14 protein-coding genes are annotated in these 15,363 nt (G+C 68.9%); 3 read left to right on the forward strand and 11 right to left on the reverse strand.

Annotated features, from left to right (window positions below; translation table 11 throughout):
• Positions 1 to 4: 4 nt before the first annotated feature.
• From A5752_RS21350 to hemE, 4 genes are read right to left on the reverse strand one after another with little or no spacing between them, the layout of a single operon-like run.
• Complete coding sequence (locus tag A5752_RS21350; RefSeq protein WP_067089842.1) at positions 5 to 316, reverse strand: hypothetical protein; 312 nt, start codon at positions 314 to 316, stop codon at positions 5 to 7.
• A gap of 40 nt (positions 317 to 356) precedes the next feature.
• Positions 357 to 1,052: a hydrogen peroxide-dependent heme synthase gene (hemQ, locus tag A5752_RS21355; RefSeq protein WP_067089845.1), complete on the reverse strand. Its 696-nt coding sequence runs from the start codon at positions 1,050 to 1,052 to the stop codon at positions 357 to 359.
• Positions 1,053 to 1,056: 4 nt separating this feature from the next.
• Entirely contained in the window at positions 1,057 to 2,412 is a 1,356-nt protein-coding gene (locus A5752_RS21360) for a protoporphyrinogen oxidase (protein ID WP_067089849.1), read from the reverse strand.
• Positions 2,409 to 3,473: a uroporphyrinogen decarboxylase gene (gene hemE / locus A5752_RS21365; protein ID WP_067089852.1), complete on the reverse strand. Its 1,065-nt coding sequence runs from the start codon at positions 3,471 to 3,473 to the stop codon at positions 2,409 to 2,411. The genes A5752_RS21360 and hemE overlap by 4 nt, the downstream gene beginning before the upstream one ends.
• 165 nt (positions 3,474 to 3,638) lie before the next feature.
• Between hemE and A5752_RS21370 the strand changes: the two genes are divergently transcribed.
• Together A5752_RS21370 and A5752_RS21375 are read left to right on the forward strand one after the other, a co-directional pair.
• Complete coding sequence (locus A5752_RS21370; RefSeq protein WP_231744895.1) at positions 3,639 to 4,175, forward strand: DUF3000 domain-containing protein; 537 nt, start codon at positions 3,639 to 3,641, stop codon at positions 4,173 to 4,175.
• A 2-nt stretch (positions 4,176 to 4,177) separates the two neighbouring features.
• Positions 4,178 to 5,482, forward strand: a complete 1,305-nt coding sequence (locus A5752_RS21375; protein ID WP_067089854.1) for an HRDC domain-containing protein — start codon at positions 4,178 to 4,180, stop codon at positions 5,480 to 5,482.
• Positions 5,483 to 5,495: 13 nt separating this feature from the next.
• Here the strand turns inward: A5752_RS21375 and A5752_RS21380 are convergent, their stop codons facing one another.
• The 4 genes from A5752_RS21380 to nhaA are packed head-to-tail and all read right to left on the reverse strand — an operon-like array spanning position 5,496 to position 10,965.
• Complete coding sequence (locus A5752_RS21380) at positions 5,496 to 6,410, reverse strand: alpha/beta fold hydrolase (protein WP_067089858.1); 915 nt, start codon at positions 6,408 to 6,410, stop codon at positions 5,496 to 5,498.
• Between the two features lie 42 nt (positions 6,411 to 6,452).
• Entirely contained in the window at positions 6,453 to 7,643 is a 1,191-nt protein-coding gene (locus tag A5752_RS21385) for a prolyl oligopeptidase family serine peptidase (RefSeq protein WP_067089861.1), read from the reverse strand.
• A gap of 51 nt (positions 7,644 to 7,694) precedes the next feature.
• The gene (gene dxs / locus A5752_RS21390) at positions 7,695 to 9,608 is read right to left on the reverse strand and encodes a 1-deoxy-D-xylulose-5-phosphate synthase (RefSeq protein ID WP_067089863.1); all 1,914 of its coding nucleotides are present in this window, start codon (positions 9,606 to 9,608) and stop codon (positions 7,695 to 7,697) included.
• 28 nt (positions 9,609 to 9,636) lie between these two features.
• On the reverse strand, positions 9,637 to 10,965 hold the full coding sequence (nhaA, locus tag A5752_RS21395) for a Na+/H+ antiporter NhaA (RefSeq protein WP_067089866.1): 1,329 nt from the start codon (positions 10,963 to 10,965) through the stop codon (positions 9,637 to 9,639).
• Positions 10,966 to 11,095: 130 nt separating this feature from the next.
• On the opposite strand from nhaA, the gene A5752_RS21400 reads away from it, so the two are divergent.
• Entirely contained in the window at positions 11,096 to 11,554 is a 459-nt protein-coding gene (locus A5752_RS21400; RefSeq protein WP_067089867.1) for an Rv1443c family protein, read from the forward strand.
• Positions 11,555 to 11,557: 3 nt separating this feature from the next.
• Here A5752_RS21400 and A5752_RS21405 read toward each other — a convergent pair whose 3' ends face one another.
• From A5752_RS21405 to A5752_RS21415, 3 genes are read right to left on the reverse strand one after another with little or no spacing between them, the layout of a single operon-like run.
• A complete protein-coding gene (locus tag A5752_RS21405; protein WP_067089870.1) occupies positions 11,558 to 12,037 on the reverse strand; it encodes an MSMEG_6728 family protein in 480 nt (159 codons plus the stop codon).
• An 18-nt stretch (positions 12,038 to 12,055) separates the two neighbouring features.
• A complete protein-coding gene (locus A5752_RS21410) occupies positions 12,056 to 13,288 on the reverse strand; it encodes a class I SAM-dependent RNA methyltransferase (RefSeq protein ID WP_067089873.1) in 1,233 nt (410 codons plus the stop codon).
• Entirely contained in the window at positions 13,285 to 15,279 is a 1,995-nt protein-coding gene (locus A5752_RS21415) for an APC family permease (RefSeq protein ID WP_067090198.1), read from the reverse strand. Before A5752_RS21415 ends, A5752_RS21410 begins: the two co-directional genes overlap by 4 nt.
• Between the last annotated feature and the right edge of the window lie 84 nt (positions 15,280 to 15,363).

Consider the following 15,363-nt stretch of genomic DNA (forward strand, 5'->3'; position numbering starts at 1 on the left):
AAGGCTACGCCGGATAGACCGCGAACTCGGCGCGGTCCTCGGTGTCGGCGACGCACTGAAACAGCAACGGCGCGGTCATCGCGTTGCCCGAGTAGCACGTGAACGGGCCGATCACCTGATACTTGTCGCCGTTCAGGTCGTACTTCACCGCGTAGTCCGACGCGGTGATGCAGTCGATGTCGCCTGCCGTGATGTCGATGACCTGACCGAAGCGCGGCGCGCACTTCTCACTGTCGGGGTCCTGCGCGAAACCCGTCGGCGCCGTCGCGAGCGCGCCAACCAGAAAGCCGGCGCCGACCAGCACCTGTGTCCTCATAGGACCATGATGAACGACGCGCTCCCGCCCGCGAGGCCCTTTAGGGCAGGCGATCGATCAGCTGCTCGGCGCTGATCCTCGGCCCGGTGAAGAACGGCGTCTCCTCGCGGACGTGCCGACGCGCGTCGGTGGCGCGCAAATCTCGCATCAGGTCCACGATGCGGTGCAGTTCCGGCGCCTCGAACGCCAGGATCCATTCGTAGTCCCCCAGCGCGAACGCCGGAACGGTGTTGGCCCGGACGTCCTTGTAGCCCCGCGCCGCCATGCCGTGCTCGGCGAGCATGCGGCGGCGCTCCTCGTCGGGCAGCAGATACCAGTCCAGCGACCGCACGAACGGATACACGCAGATGTAGTTGCCCGGTTCCTCACCCGCGAGGAACGCGGGGATGTGGCTCTTGTTGAACTCCGCCGGGCGGTGCAGCGCAACGTTGCTCCAGAACGGATTGCTGACGCGGCCCAAGGTGGTGGTGCGACGGAAGTCGGCGTAGGTGGCCTGCAGAGCCTCGACGTTGTCGGCGTGCGTCCAGATCATGAAGTCGGCGTCGGCGCGCATGCCCGCGATGTCGTACAGGCCGCGCACCACCACACCGCGTTCCTCCTGCTGTTTGAGGAACGTCGCGGTCTCGTCGGCGACGGCCGCGCGGTCCTCGCCCAACTCCCCCGGACGCACGGAGAACACCGAGAACATCAGGTAGCGCAGGGCGGAGTTGAGGGCGTCGTAGTCGAGCTTGGCCATGGTTCTATCGTGCCACGCGCGAGGTGACCAACGCCGCCGCCGCCCTCGTGGCCGCCGACACACACGCCGGAACGCCGATACCGTCCAGAAATCCGCCCGCCACCGCGATCGTCGGCGGCAGTCCCGCCCGCAGTTCGGCCACCAGTGCCCCGTGCCCGGGGCCGTACTGCGGCATCGCGTCGATCCAACGCTGCACGTGGAAGTCGACCGGCTCCGTCCTGACCCCGAAAAGCGTCGCGAGATCCTCCGCCGCCCACGTGAGCAGCTCTTCGTCGCCCACATTGCGGGCCAAATTGTCGCCGAAGCGGCCGAACGACAACCGGACCAGCTCGACGCTGCCGCGTGGACCCCATTTGCGCGACGTCAGCGTGACCGCCTTCGAGCGCAGCCGTTCACCGCTGGCCGCCAGCACACCGGACTGTTGCGGCAGCGGTGTGCCGCCCGGCAGCGCCAGCGCCACCAACGCCGTCGACGCCACCGGAATGCGACCAGCCGCGGCGGCGCTCTGGGGAGCCACCTCCGCAACCAGCCGGGCCAGGCGTGGCGCAGGCACCGCGAGCACCACCGCATCGGCGTGGTAGCAGGCGCCCTCGTCGTCGACGAGTTCCCACCCCCGTGCGTCGCGGTGCAAACCTTGGACCGTGACCTGCCGCCACTGCATCCCCGCGCGGCGGACGAGTTCGTCGACCAGCACCCGGTAACCGCCCTCGACGGCACCGAAGACGGACCCGGTGACCGGCGGTGGCACCGCCTCGCGGACGGCGTCGGTCAGGCTGGGAGCGCCACGGTCGAGGAGGACGGCCAGCGTCGGGACCGCCGAGCGGACGCCGATCGTGCCCGCGTTGCCGGAGTAGACACCGGTCAGGAGGGGTTCGACGGACCGGGTGACCACCTGCTCGCCGAACCGGTCACCAACGAGGTCGGCCACGGACGGATCGGCACCGGGACGCCAGGCGAACGGCCGGTTACGTTCACCCTGCATCCAGGCGATCGTCGCGTCGTCCACCAGGCCCGCCAGCGCCGACGGCTGCGCAGGGATCCCCTGCAGCGTGCCCGAAGGCAGCGGGTGCAGCCGGGCCTGGCTGTAGATCAGCGGTCGTGCGCCGGTCGTGCCGATCTGCCGGTTCGCCAGGCCCAACTCGGCCAGCAACGCGGGCACCTCGGGGCGTCGCGCGACGAACGCCTCGGCGCCGACATCCATCGATTGGCCGCCGATCCGCTCGGTGCGCAGCACGCCGCCCAGCCGGTCCGCGGGGTCGAACAACGTGATCGACGCGTCCGGGCCGGCCGCAACACGCAGCCGATACGCGGCGACGAGACCCGAAATACCGCCGCCGACAACGCAGTACGACGCAGTCACAGCGAGTGCACCAACGCCACCACTTCGGTGATCACCTCGGGGTCGGTCGCGGGTAGCACGCCGTGGCCGAGGTTGAAGACGTGTCCCGCGGCTCCGGCGTCGATCGCCCGGCGACCGTCGTCGACGACCGCACGCGCCGCACGCTCGGCCACCGGCAGGCCCGCCAGCAACACCACCGGGTCCAGGTTGCCCTGCAACGCCGTCCCCGGGACCACCCGGGCGGCGGCGTCGGGCAGCGACGTGCGCCAGTCGACCCCGACGACGGCTGGGGCGCCGTGCCCGGAAGCGGCCTGAGACATTGCCCCCAGCAGTTCGGCGGTGCCGACGCCGAAGTGTGTCATCGGCACACCGGCGGCGGCCAGCGTGGCGAACACCCGGGTGCTGTGCGGCAGCACATAGCTGCGGTAGTCGGCAAGCGACAGCGTGCCGGCCCACGAGTCGAACACCTGGATCGCGTCGACGCCCACGTCCACCTGGACCTGCAGGAACGCGATCGTCACATCGGTCAGCGCCGCCATCAGCGCGTGCCAGGTCTCGGGTTCTCCGAGCATCATCGCCTTGGTGCGCTCGTGGTTGCGGCTCGGTCCGCCCTCGACGAGGTAGGACGCCAGCGTGAACGGCGCGCCCGCGAAACCGATCAACGGCACGTCACCGAGTTCGGAGACCAGCATCCCGACCGCCGCGGCCACCGGCGCGACTTGCTCACGCTGCAGTGGTTGCATGGCTGCGACGTCGGCGGCGGTGCGAATCGGGTGCTCGATCACCGGGCCGACGTCGGGCACGATGTCGAGGTCGATACCGGAGGCCCGCAGCGGCACCACGATGTCGGAGAACAGGATCGCGGCGTCGACGCCGTGCCTGCGGACCGGCTGAAGCGTGATCTCGGTGATCAACTCGGCGTCAAAGCAGGCCTGCATCATCGTGTTCTTGGCCCGCAGGGCGCGATACTCGGGCAGCGAACGGCCCGCCTGCCGCATGAACCACACCGGTACACGGCCGGGTTTGCGGCCGCTCGCGGCGGCCAGATATGGCGAGTCGGGCAGGTCACGGCGTGTGTTCATCGCTGTCAATGCTGCCATGACGACCCGTCGGCGCCCGCTTCGCCTCGATGGACCGGTCGTCCGTACAAGATCGGCGCGCCACGCGCACAGACCTGCTCGAATGGTCTAGCGTCAAACGTCGTGACCACCGCCGAACCGGCTCAGTTCCGCGAAGCGGTGGCGGCGATGAATGCCACCACCGTCCGACCGGAGATCGAGCTCGGCCCGATCCGCCCGCCGCAGCGGCTGGCGCCGTTCAGTTATGCGCTGGGCGCCGAGGTCCGCCATCCCGAGACGGCGATCGTGCCGGAGCGCTCCGAAGGCGACGCATTCGGCCGCCTGATCCTGCTGCACGACCCCGAGGGCGCCGACGCGTGGGACGGCACCATGCGGCTCGTCGCCTACATCCAGGCCGACCTGGACTCCAGCGAGGCCGTCGACCCGCTGCTGCCCGAGGTCGCGTGGAGCTGGCTCGTCGACGCCCTTGCCGAGCGCGCCGAACACGTCACCGCGCTGGGTGGCACTGTCACCGCCACGACCTCGGTGCGCTACGGCGACATCTCCGGCCCTCCCCGCGCCCACCAGCTGGAGCTGCGTGCCTCGTGGACGGCGACGACGCTCGAGTTGGGTCCGCATGTCGAGGCGTTCTGCGAGGTGCTCGAGCACGCTGCCGGGCTGCCGCCTCAGGGCGTGACCGACCTCGGCTCCCGCACCCGCGCCTGACGATGCCGGAATCCGACGAGGCCATCCCGGAGGCGGCCGAGGCCGAAGCGGGCGAACCGGAGGCCACGCCGCTCCTCACGCCCTGCGACGGTGTGCCCCCGCTGTCCGCCAGCGTCAGTGAAATCCGAAGGGCCGCCGAACTTCTGGCGTCCGGCCACGGTCCGTTTGCGGTCGACGCCGAACGGGCCTCGGGATTCCGCTACTCCAACCGCGCCTACCTCGTGCAGATCCGGCGCGCCGGCGCCGGCACCGTGTTGATCGATCCGGTGAGCCACGGCGCCGACCCGGTGGAGGCGCTGGCACCCGTGGCCGAGGTGCTGCGCACCGACGAGTGGGTGCTGCATGCCGCCGACCAGGATCTGCCGTGCCTGGCCGAGCTCGACATCCGTCCGATCAGCGTGTACGACACGGAGTTGGCGGGCCGGCTCGCCGGCTACGAGAAGGTTAACCTCGCCGCGATGGTGCAGCGCCTGCTCGGGCTGCAGCTGATGAAGGGGCACGGTGCGGCCGACTGGTCCAGACGTCCACTGCCCGACGACTGGCTCAACTACGCCGCCCTCGACGTCGAGGTGCTGATCGACCTGCGTGACGCCGTCGCCGCGGTCCTCGAGGAGCAGGGCAAAACCGACTGGGCAGCACAGGAATTCGAGCAGCTGAAGAACTTCGAGGCCGCTCCGACGCGACGCGACCGCTGGCGTCGTACATCGGGGATCCACAAGATCCGCGACGCGCGGGCGCTGGCCGCCGTGCGCGAACTGTGGACCACCCGCGACCACATCGCCCAGCGCCGTGATATCGCGCCGGGCCGCATTCTGCCGGATTCGGCGATCATCAACGCGGCCACCACCGACCCCGACACCGTCGAGAAGTTGACCGCACTGCCGGTGTTCGGCGGTAACCGGCAGCGCCGCAGCGCGAAGGTGTGGCTCGACGCGCTCGCCCGGGCCCGCGCGACGCAGGATCTACCCAAATCGCAGGAGCCGTCGAACGGGCCTCCTCCGGCATCCCGCTGGGCCAGGCGCAAACCCGAAGCCGCCGCTCGGCTAGAGGCGGTGCGCGCGGCGCTCACCGAAGTGTCGCAACGGGTTTCGGTGCCGACGGAGAATCTCCTCTCCCCCGACACCGTGCGCCGGTTGTGTTGGGACTGGGAGCCCGTTGACGACCGAGCCGCGGTGATCGAAGCGTTCCTGCGCGACGCGGGTGCGCGGCCCTGGCAGCGTGAGCTCACCGTGGCCCCGCTTGCCGAGGCGCTGGCCGCGGCCGACGCCAAGCTGGCCCAGCAGCCGGCAGCTCCCGACGAACAATGACCTCTGGGCCTAGCTAGCGGCCCACCTTCTCGACGTGGGCGAGGAAGTGCCGCAACACTTCCCGCGGCGCCTCCAACTGCGGCCAGTGGCCGATGTCGTCGGCGAGCATCACGACGTCGGCCTCGGGAATCACCTCGGCGTACCGCCGCGCCATGTGAGCGCCGGAATTCGGGTCGACGGGCCCGTCGATCAGCCGCATGGGGACCGCGGTTTGACGCATCGCGCGCACCCAGCGGTTGCGATGTGTATAGCGGTCGGCCAGGAAGCGTCCGACCTTGTGCAGCACGCGTTTACCGTCGTTGAACTCGAGGATCTCGTGAAACCGCGTCATCAGATCGCGTGATGGTTTGGTGTTGGGCCCGAACATCTCGTTGATCGTCGACTCCAGCACCTTGCGCGACAACGAACTGCGACCCTGCAAGGGGCTCATCAGGTCGCCCAGCGGGGTCCCCGACATCAACTTCTGCATGGTGCGTGGCGTGTAGGCCTCGTTGAACAACCCGCCGTTGAGCCAGGTGATCGACTGGTACCGCACCGAACCGTACGACTGGTCACCGAATTCGCTGCGCGCCAACAGTTCCTGGCCCACTGAATCGCCCAAGTCGTGCGCCAGGACGTGACACCGCTCGACGTTCAGATGCTCCAGCAGAGCCTCATGCATGTCAGCGTGATCGAGCACCGAGTAGTCGTAGGCGGCCGGTTTCGCCGAGAAACCCATCCCGATCATGTCGGGCGCGATGACGGTGAAGTGTTCGATGAGCGTCGGCCAGATCAGCGACCAGTCCCACGAGTTGAACGGATAGCCGTGGACGGCCAGCAGCGTCGGCGACTGACCGAGTGGCGGGCCGTCGACACGGTAGAAGATCTCGAAGCCCAGGTAATCGAAGTAGTGGCCCGCAGCTTTCCAGCGCTCCAACTCGGCGTCCATCGTCGCAGCCTAGCGGGATTGCCTTGATCGACGGCGCGGCTGTCAGCCGAACTGGCGCGCCAGAAACGGCGTTGAATCCGGCAGCGAGGCCAGCACGGTGCCGCTGTGATCCTCGTCGGGGTAGACCTCGAGCGTGACGTCTTGCCGGTTGGCGGTGAGCTCATCGGCGAATCGCAGCGTGAGATCCGGCGGGACGTCACGATCGAGCAGTCCGACGCCCAGGAAGATCGGCCTGTCGTAGCCGTCGGCGGGGATGCCCATGTAGGCGTCGATGGCTTCCGTCGCCGCGGGGATCGATGCCAGGGGTGCGGAGAAGAACGACGGCAGCGTCGCATCCGTCAACGCGGCGGAAAGCTCGGCCAGACACTCGGTTTCGGCGCGATCGGCGGCGTCGCGGCCGACCGGGGTGAGCATGCCGTCGAGGTCGAGCTCGGGGTGCGCTTCGCGCAACGCCGCGACGATGTAGGCGGTGTAGGCGTTGGCCACCGGTCCCAGCTGCGGGGGCACCGCCATGTCCGGGCCCGCTTGTTTGACGATGTTCTCGACGTGCGCCGGCGTCCCGGTGGCGACGACACCGCGGAAGTCCAGGCCCGCACCGGCGCTGAACTCGGTGGCCCACCGGGCGGTGGCGACCGCGGCGGCCCCACCCTGCGACTGGCCGATCACCGCCCACTTCGGGGACAACGGCAGACCCAGTCCGTGCGCAGCGATCACCGAATCCACCACGCTACGTGCGGTTGTGACGCTGTTGAGGTAGCTCATCAGGCCGGGCGTGCCGAGGCCGGCGTAATCGCTGGCGACCACCACGTAGCCCTGGTCGAGCCAGTGGGTGAGGTACGCGTTGTCCCGGTCACTGCGCGGACGCGCCGACGGCGTGCAGTCGTCGCCGAGGCCGACCGTGCCGTGTGCCCACGCCACGACGGGCCACCCGCCCGGCGGCGGAGGCGTTTTCGGGGTGAAGACGGCGGCGGTGCTCACGGCGGGGCGGTCATGCTGGTCGATCGTGGCGTACAGCATCCGGTAGGCCGACTCCGCGCCGTCCACCGCCAGCGACGGGTCAAGCGGAATCGATTCGATCAGTGCGCCGGGCGCCGGGATCGGCCCGGCGTAGCTTCGTACATCCAGGTTCGACCACTGCGGCGCGTCCGCGGGTGCTACGCCGGGGGTCGCCACCAGGCCGATCGCGATCAGCAGCACGACCGCCAAAACACGAACCACCGCAGCGAGTTTCATTGCCACAGCCTATCGAGCGAGCACGCACGCTCGCCGGACAGGGGGCGATGGCTAGTCGAGTCGCTCGCTGACTTCGGTTTCGTTCACGGCGGCGCCCTGCGCGGCGACCCAACCCGTGATCTGACGTGCCACCGTGCGATCGGTCAGTCCGACCTCGGCGAGCACCTCGCCGCGCGACGCCTGCGCGAAGAACTCCTGCGGCAGTCCGACGTCGCGGCAGGGCACGTCGATCTCGTTGCGGCGCAACGTCGCCGAGACCGCCGACCCGATGCCGCCGCTGACGCCGTTGTCCTCGAGGGTGACGACGAGCTTGTGCTCGCTGGCCAGCGCGGTGATCGCCTCGGGCACCGGCAGCACCCAGCGCGGGTCGACGACCGTCACACCGATGCCCTGGTTGCGCAACAGCTCCGCGACCGCCAACGCCATCGACGCGAACGGTCCCACCGCCACCAGCAGCACGTCGTCGCCGAGACCCTCGGCGGGCACGGCCAGCAGGTCGACACCGTCACGCCGTTCGACGGCCGAGATGTCCTCACCGACATCGCCTTTCGGGAAGCGAATGGCGGTCGGGCCGTCGTTGACCTCGAGCGCCTCGCCGAGTTCCTCGCGCAGCCGGGAGCCGTCACGCGGCGCGGCGACCCGCATACCGGGCACAATGCCCAGCATCGACAGGTCCCACATGCCGTTGTGGCTGGCACCGTCGGGGCCGGTGATGCCCGAGCGGTCCAACACCATCGTCACCGGCAGCTTGTGCAGGGCCACGTCCATCATCAGCTGGTCGAATGCCCGGTTCAGGAAGGTCGAGTAGATCGCGACGACCGGATGCAGACCGCCCATCGCGAGCCCGGCCGCCGACGTCATCGCATGTTGTTCGGCGATGCCGACGTCGAAGAACCGGTCAGGGAAGCGCTGGCGGAACGCGGTCAGCCCTGTTGGGCCGGGCATCGCCGCGGTGATCGCCACGATGTCGCGGCGCCGTGACGCGTATCCGATCAGCGCCTCGGAGAACGTCGACGTCCAACCGGGACCGGGGACCGACGTCGCCAGCCCGGTCTCGGGGTCGATGACGCCGCACGCGTGCATCTGGTCGGCCTCGTCGTTCTCGGCGGGCGCATATCCCATGCCCTTGCGAGTGACGACGTGCACGATCACCGGCATGTTGAAGCCGCGGGCGCGGCGCAGTGCAACCTCGACGGCGTGTTCGTCGTGACCGTCGATGGGGCCGACGTACTTCAGGCCCAGGTCGGTGAACATCACCTGCGGCGCCAGCGCGTCCTTGATGCCGGCCTTGATGGAGTGCATGCACTGGTAGCACACCTCGCCGATGACGGGGACCCCGCGCACGGCCTTGCGGCCCTCCTCGAGCACGCGTTCGTACCCGGGCTGCAGTCGCAGGCCAGCGAGATGCTCGGCGAACCCGCCGATGGTCGGCGCGTAGCTGCGCCCGTTGTCATTGACGACGATCACGACCGGCCGCCGGGCCGCCGCGATGTTGTTCAGCGCCTCCCAGCACATGCCGCCGGTCAGCGCGCCGTCACCGACGACCGCCACCACGTGGCGGTTGCGGTGCCCGGACAGCTCGAACGCCTTGGCCAGACCGTCGGCGTAGGACAGCGCCGAACTGGCGTGGCTGGATTCCACCCAGTCGTGCTCACTCTCCTCGCGCGAGGGGTAGCCCGACAGGCCGCCCTTCTTGCGCAGGGTGGCGAACTCGTGGCTGCGGCCCGTCAGCATCTTGTGCACGTAGGACTGGTGTCCGGTGTCGAAGATGATCGGATCGTGCGGCGAGTCGAACACCCGGTGCAGCGCGAGCGTGAGCTCAACAACACCGAGATTGGGACCGAGATGCCCGCCCGTGGCAGCCACCTTGTGGATCAGGAATTCGCGGATCTCACGTGCTAGATCGCTCAGCTGCGACTGCGATAGGTGCTGCAGATCAGCGGGCCCGCGGATCTGTTCAAGCATTCGTTCAGTCTACGCACGGCCGTCGTAGTCAGTCCTGCCGAGCTTGGTAGACGTCGGGCACACCGTCGTGGTCGGCGTCGGCGGTCTCCTGCTCGTAAATCGCACGATATTGCCTGTTCCGCAGCCTCAACAGGACCGCAGCCAGGGCCGCGGAGGCCAGCGATCCCGTCAGCACCCCGATCTTCACGAATTCGTCACGTTCGGACCCGATCCCGTAGGCCAGGTCGCCGATCAGCAGGGACACGGTGAAACCGATACCGGCCAACATGGCGATGCCGAGCACGTCGATCCACCGGATCGCCGAGTCGAGGTTGGCGCGCGTGACGGCCGCCAGCACCCGGGTGGTCAGGAAGATCCCGACCGGTTTCCCGACGATCAGGCCCAGCACGATGCCGAGCGTGATGGGGTCGGTCATGGCCTCGGTGAACCCGGTGTAGCCGCCGATGTTCACCCCCGCGGCGAAGAAGGCGAACACGGGCACCGCGACACCCGCCGACAGCGGGCGCAGGCGGTGTTCGAAGTGCTCGGCGAGGCCCGGTCCCGCGTCGGGGCCGCCCGCGGCCTCGGAGCGGACCACGGGCACCGTGAAGCCGAGCAGCACGCCCGCGACGGTGGCGTGGATGCCCGATTCGTGCATCAGGGCCCAGGTGGCCAGCGCGAGCGGGATGAGCAGCCACCACGACCGGATGCGGCGCTGCACGCACAGCGCGAACAGGGCGAGCGGCGCCATTGCCGCCGCCAACGCGGGCCAGTTGATGCCTTCGGTGTAGAAGACGGCGATCACCAGCACCGCGAGCAGATCGTCGACCACAGCGAGCGTCAACAGGAACGTGCGCAGCGCGGACGGGAGGTGGGTGGAGATGACGGCGAGCACCGCGACGGCGAAGGCGATGTCGGTCGCGGTCGGGATGGCCCAGCCACGGAGGGCGCCGTCGCCGACGTGGGCGGTCACCGCGACGAAGATCAGCGCGGGCACGACCATCCCGCCGACGGCGGCGGCGATGGGCAGCGCGGCGCGCGCGGGGTCACGAAGATCGCCGGCGACGAACTCGCGTTTGAGCTCCAGCCCGACGACGAAGAAGAACAGCGCCAGCAGCCCGTCGGCCGCCCAGGTGCCGACCGTCAGGCTCAGGTGCATGCCGAACGGTTCGCCGCCGACCTCGAGATCGCGCAGCGCGAAGTAGCTCGCCGACCACGGGGAGTTCGCCCAGACGAGGGCGACGGCTGCGGCCGCCAACAGCAGCGCGCCGCCGACGGTTTCCTTGCGCAGGATCGAGGAGATGCGATCGGTCTCGGACCACGATCCGCGCGAGAACAGCGTCCGCTGTGCGAACCGGCGGAGTGGGCTAGAGGTCACTGCGGGTCCCGATCTGTGTTTCGCGGTCGACAAAAAATCGCCGACCAGACTTCCCGGCACACCTGTCGCCCAACGTATCAACGCGACGTGCGCCCCGCAGCGGTGGGCGTCTCGGCTAGCTTGAACCGGAATGATCGTCGAACGTCAGAGCACCATCGACGCGCCCGCCGCGCGGGTGTGGGAGCGCATCGTCACGCCGGAGGGCATCAACGACGAACTGCGGCCGTGGATGACCATGTCGATGCCCCGCGGTCGCAAGGATCTGACCGTCGACACCATTCCCGTCGGCGAGCCCGTGGGCCATTGCTGGATCCGGTTGTTCGGTGTGCTGCCGTTCGACTACGACCACCTGACAATCGTCGAATTGTGGCCCGGCCGTGGGTTTCACGAGGAGTCGACGATGTTGAGCATGCGGCTGTGGCGGCACGAACGCACGCTGGAGCCGGTGGGCGAAGGGCGAACCGCGGTGCGCGATCGGCTCACCTTCGAACTGCGCACCCCGCTGCGAGTGCTCACTCCTGTGATCGCAGCGGGTATCGGGGCGCTGTTCGGGCACCGCCAGCGTCGGCTGGCGCGGTACTTCGGCTGATCGTCAGATCGCGATGCGGCGCGGTCGGTCGGATCCGGGCCAGACGTAGTCGAGATCGTCGGGCACGTCCGGAAAGAACCGGCGGTAGTGCTGCGGGTCCTTGCGGACGAGCACCGACTGATGGCTGCGGTGAAAGCCCGGATCGCCGAGCCACGGCGGCACCTCCCCCGCCGTCGCCAATTCGTCCTGGGTGCGCGGGCTGCTGATGCCGATCGCGCGGGTGAGGTCGGTGACCATCGTCGTCGCGCACGTGTCGGCGTGCCCCAGCCGGCACCATCCGGCGCAGATGTCGAGCCCGTAGCGGACCAGGGCCTCTTCGTAGCCCGCCCACATCGCCGCCGCGGGGTGATGACGCCAGCCGTAGCCCGGCACGGTCAGCGCGCGCACCACCTGTATCGCCTCGACCCGCTGCTTGCCCAGCCGCTTCGTGTCCAGGACGCGGGCGGTGTCGTCGAAGCCCGGGCAGGGCAAAAACGTCTGCATTCTCGGCGGGATACCCGTTTAGCCGCGCGCGAGTACCGCGATGCACTCGACATGGTGCGTCAGCGGGAACGAGTCGAACACCCGCAGCTCTTCCACCGCGTAGCCGTGCCCGCGATACAGCCCGACGTCTCGTGCGAACGACGCTGCCTCACAACCGATGTGGACGATCCGCGGCACCTCGGCGGCCGCCAGCAGATCGATCACCTCACGACCCGCCCCCGTGCGCGGGGGATCCAAGACCGCGACGTCGGCGCGATCGCGCTGGGCGGCGACCGCTCGGCGCACCGAGTCGGTGATCACCGACACCCAGCCCATGTCGCCGAGCGCCGCCCGCGCCGCGCGCGACGAGCCGCGCGAAGTGTCGACCGTGACGACCTTGCCGCTCTCCCCGACGGCTTCGGCCAGCACGGACGCGAACACCCCCGCGCCGCCGTACAAGTCCCACGCCGTCATCCCCGGGCTCAGCCGGGCCCAGCCGGCCACCAGCTCGCTGTAGAGCCGAGCGGCGTCGCGATGCGACTGCCAGAACGCGGTCACCGGCACGCGCCATGTCCGGTCGCCGACCCGCTGCACCGCTTCGTAGTCCCCCTCGACCACCCGGGTCGGGGCCTTGTGGCCGCCGTTGCGCCCTCGCGGGCCGGACTGCACGACGTGACGTGTGCCCTCGTCGTCGATCGCGACGTGCAGCTGCGAGCCGGGCGGCCAGGTCCGATCGGCCAGCCCGTCGACCATGCCGTGGGGCAGCTGCGCGCAGTTCAGGTCGGTGACCAGCTCTGCGCTGTGGAAGCGGTGAAAACCGGGCCGTCCGTCGCCGGTGGTGTCCAGCCGCACCCTCGTCCGCCACCCGGTCGCGGCGCCGTCACCGACGGGTTCGGCCGTGGCGTCTTCCTCGTCGCGCCAGTGGAATCCGCCCAGCCGCGCCAACTGGTTGGCGACGACGGCGCCTTTGAGTCCGCGGACCGCCGCCGGGTCGGCGAAGGCCATATCGCAGCAGCCGGCGCCGTCGGCTCCCGCGATCGGGCACAGCGAGTCGATACGGTCCGCCGATGGCTCGATGACCTCGACGGCGTCGGCATGCAGGTACTTGCCGCGGTCGGCGACGACCCGCACCCTGACCCGTTCGCCGGGCAGCGCGTAGCGGACGAACACCACGCGGCCGTCGTCACGCGCCACACAGCTGCCACCGTTGGCGGGCGGGCCGGCGATGACGGTCAGCTCGAGGCCCGTCGATCCACCCTTGTCTTCGGTCAATCCAGAAATCCCCTACGCGCGTCGCCCGGCGCCGAATGCGGTTGCAGCGTCTTGAGCCGCTCCGAGGAACTCAACTGCCACGGCACCGACGTCACCATCACATTGGGCTCGAACAGCAGTCGGCCCTTGAGTCGAAGGGCGCTCTGATTGTGCAGCACCTGCTCCCACCAATGGCCGACGACGTACTCGGGGATGAACACGGTGACAACGGTGCGCGGCGATTCCCGGCTGATGCGCTTGACGTAGTCGAGCACCGGGCGGGTGATCTCCCGGTATGGCGAAGCGATCACCTTCAACGGGACGCTGATGTCGCTGGCCTCCCACTTGTGCACGAGCGCGCGCGTCTCACCGTCGTCGACGCTGACGGTGATCGCCTCCAACGTGTCCGGCCGGGTGGCCCTGGCATAGGCCAACGCACGCATCGTGGGCAGGTGCAGTTTGGACACCAGCACGATCGCGTGGTTGCGGCTGGGCAGGACCAAATCGGTCGCCTCGGCGGCCTGCTCCTCGAGTTCTCTCGCCACCGTGTCGTAGTGCCGGTGGATCAGCTTCATCGTCACGAACAGAACGCTCATCGCCAAGATCGCGATCCACGCTCCGGCGGCGAATTTCGACACCACGACGACCACGAGCACCGTTGCGGTGCAGGCGCAACCGAGCGCGTTGATCACCCGGGACCGCACCATCTTGCGCCGCAGCGCGGGCTCGGTCTCGGTGCGCAGCAGCCGCGTCCAGTGCCGCACCATGCCGACCTGGCTGAGGGTGAACGACACGAACACCCCGACGATGTAGAGCTGGATCAGCGCCGTCACTTCGGCGCGGAACGCCACGACGAACGCGATCGCGGCGAAGGCCAGGAACAGGATGCCGTTCGAAAACGCGAGCCGGTCCCCGCGGGTGTGCAATTGCCGTGGCAGGAAACGATCCTGGGCGAGGATCGAACCGAGCACCGGGAACCCGTTGAACGCGGTGTTGGCGGCCAGCAGCAGGATCAGCGCCGTGACGGTGGCGATGAGGTAGAGCCCGGCGCTGAAGTCGTGGAACACCGCGTCGGCCAACTGCGCGATCAACGTCTTCTGGTGGTAGTTCGGCGGGGCGCCGACGAGCTGTTCGTGCGGCCGCTCCGCGATCTGCACACCGGTTTCCTTGGCCAGCATGATGATGCCCATGAACAGGGTGACCGCGAACAGACCAAGCAGCGCCAGCGTCGTTGCGGCGTTGCGCGACTTCGGCTTTCGAAAGGCCGGCACCCCGTTGCTGATCGCCTCGACACCGGTCAGCGCCGCACTGCCCGACGAGAACGCCCGCGCCACAAGGAAAACCAGCGCGAAGCCGAGGATCTCGCCGTGTTCTGCATGCATCTCGAAGTCGGCCGATTCGGCCCGTAGCGAATCGCCGAGCACGAAAATCTGGAAGAACCCCCAGCCGAGCATCACGAACATGCCGACCATGAACGCATACGTCGGAATGGCGAAAGCGGTTCCGGATTCCCGGATGCCGCGCAGGTTCAACCCCGCGACGAACAGGATCGCGATCACGGCGAACAACACCTTGTGGTGGTTGACGAACGGCACGGCCGAGCCGATGTTCGACATCGCCGAGGACATCGACACCGCGACCGTGAGCACGTAGTCGACCAGCAGCGCACTCGCCACGGTCAGTCCGGCCGTCGGCCCGAGGTTGGTGGTGACCACCTCGTAATCCCCGCCTCCCGACGGATACGCGTGCACGTTCTGCCGGTAACTGGCGATGACGACCACCATCACCCCCGCCACGGCCAGGCCGATCCAGGGAGTCATCGAGTATGCGGTCAGACCCGCCACCGACAGCACCAGGAAGATCTCCTCGGGCGCGTATGCCACCGACGACAGGGCATCGGAGGCGAAGACGGGGAGCGCTATCCGCTTCGGCAGCAGAGTGTGCGAAATCCTGTCGCTGCGAAACGGCCTGCCGAGGACCACCCGCCGCGCGAACCTGGATAGCTTGGACACGAGTGCCAAGGGTAAGCCCAGCAGCAATTGCCCGTAGGAAAGCTGTAGCGTTCGACTGCGCGGGTTCGACAGCAGGAAGGACCG

The sequence above is a fragment of the Mycobacterium sp. 852002-51961_SCH5331710 genome, from assembly GCF_001665535.1.
In the GTDB taxonomy this organism is placed as follows: Bacteria; Actinomycetota; Actinomycetes; order Mycobacteriales; family Mycobacteriaceae; genus Mycobacterium.

Excerpts from the sequence above, each read along its gene's own strand:
- A5752_RS21350 (WP_067089842.1), bottom strand. The coding sequence starts at position 316 with ATGAGGACACAGGTGCTGGTCGGCGCCGGCTTTCTGGTTGGCGCGCTC.
- hemQ (WP_067089845.1), bottom strand. The coding sequence starts at position 1,052 with ATGGCCAAGCTCGACTACGACGCCCTCAACTCCGCCCTGCGCTACCTG.
- hemE (WP_067089852.1), bottom strand. The coding sequence starts at position 3,473 with ATGAACACACGCCGTGACCTGCCCGACTCGCCATATCTGGCCGCCGCG.
- A5752_RS21370 (WP_231744895.1), top strand. The coding sequence starts at position 3,639 with ATGAATGCCACCACCGTCCGACCGGAGATCGAGCTCGGCCCGATCCGC.
- A5752_RS21375 (WP_067089854.1), top strand. The coding sequence starts at position 4,178 with ATGCCGGAATCCGACGAGGCCATCCCGGAGGCGGCCGAGGCCGAAGCG.
- A5752_RS21380 (WP_067089858.1), bottom strand. The coding sequence starts at position 6,410 with ATGGACGCCGAGTTGGAGCGCTGGAAAGCTGCGGGCCACTACTTCGAT.
- A5752_RS21385 (WP_067089861.1), bottom strand. The coding sequence starts at position 7,643 with ATGAAACTCGCTGCGGTGGTTCGTGTTTTGGCGGTCGTGCTGCTGATC.
- dxs (WP_067089863.1), bottom strand. The coding sequence starts at position 9,608 with ATGCTTGAACAGATCCGCGGGCCCGCTGATCTGCAGCACCTATCGCAG.
- A5752_RS21400 (WP_067089867.1), top strand. The coding sequence starts at position 11,096 with ATGATCGTCGAACGTCAGAGCACCATCGACGCGCCCGCCGCGCGGGTG.
- A5752_RS21405 (WP_067089870.1), bottom strand. The coding sequence starts at position 12,037 with ATGCAGACGTTTTTGCCCTGCCCGGGCTTCGACGACACCGCCCGCGTC.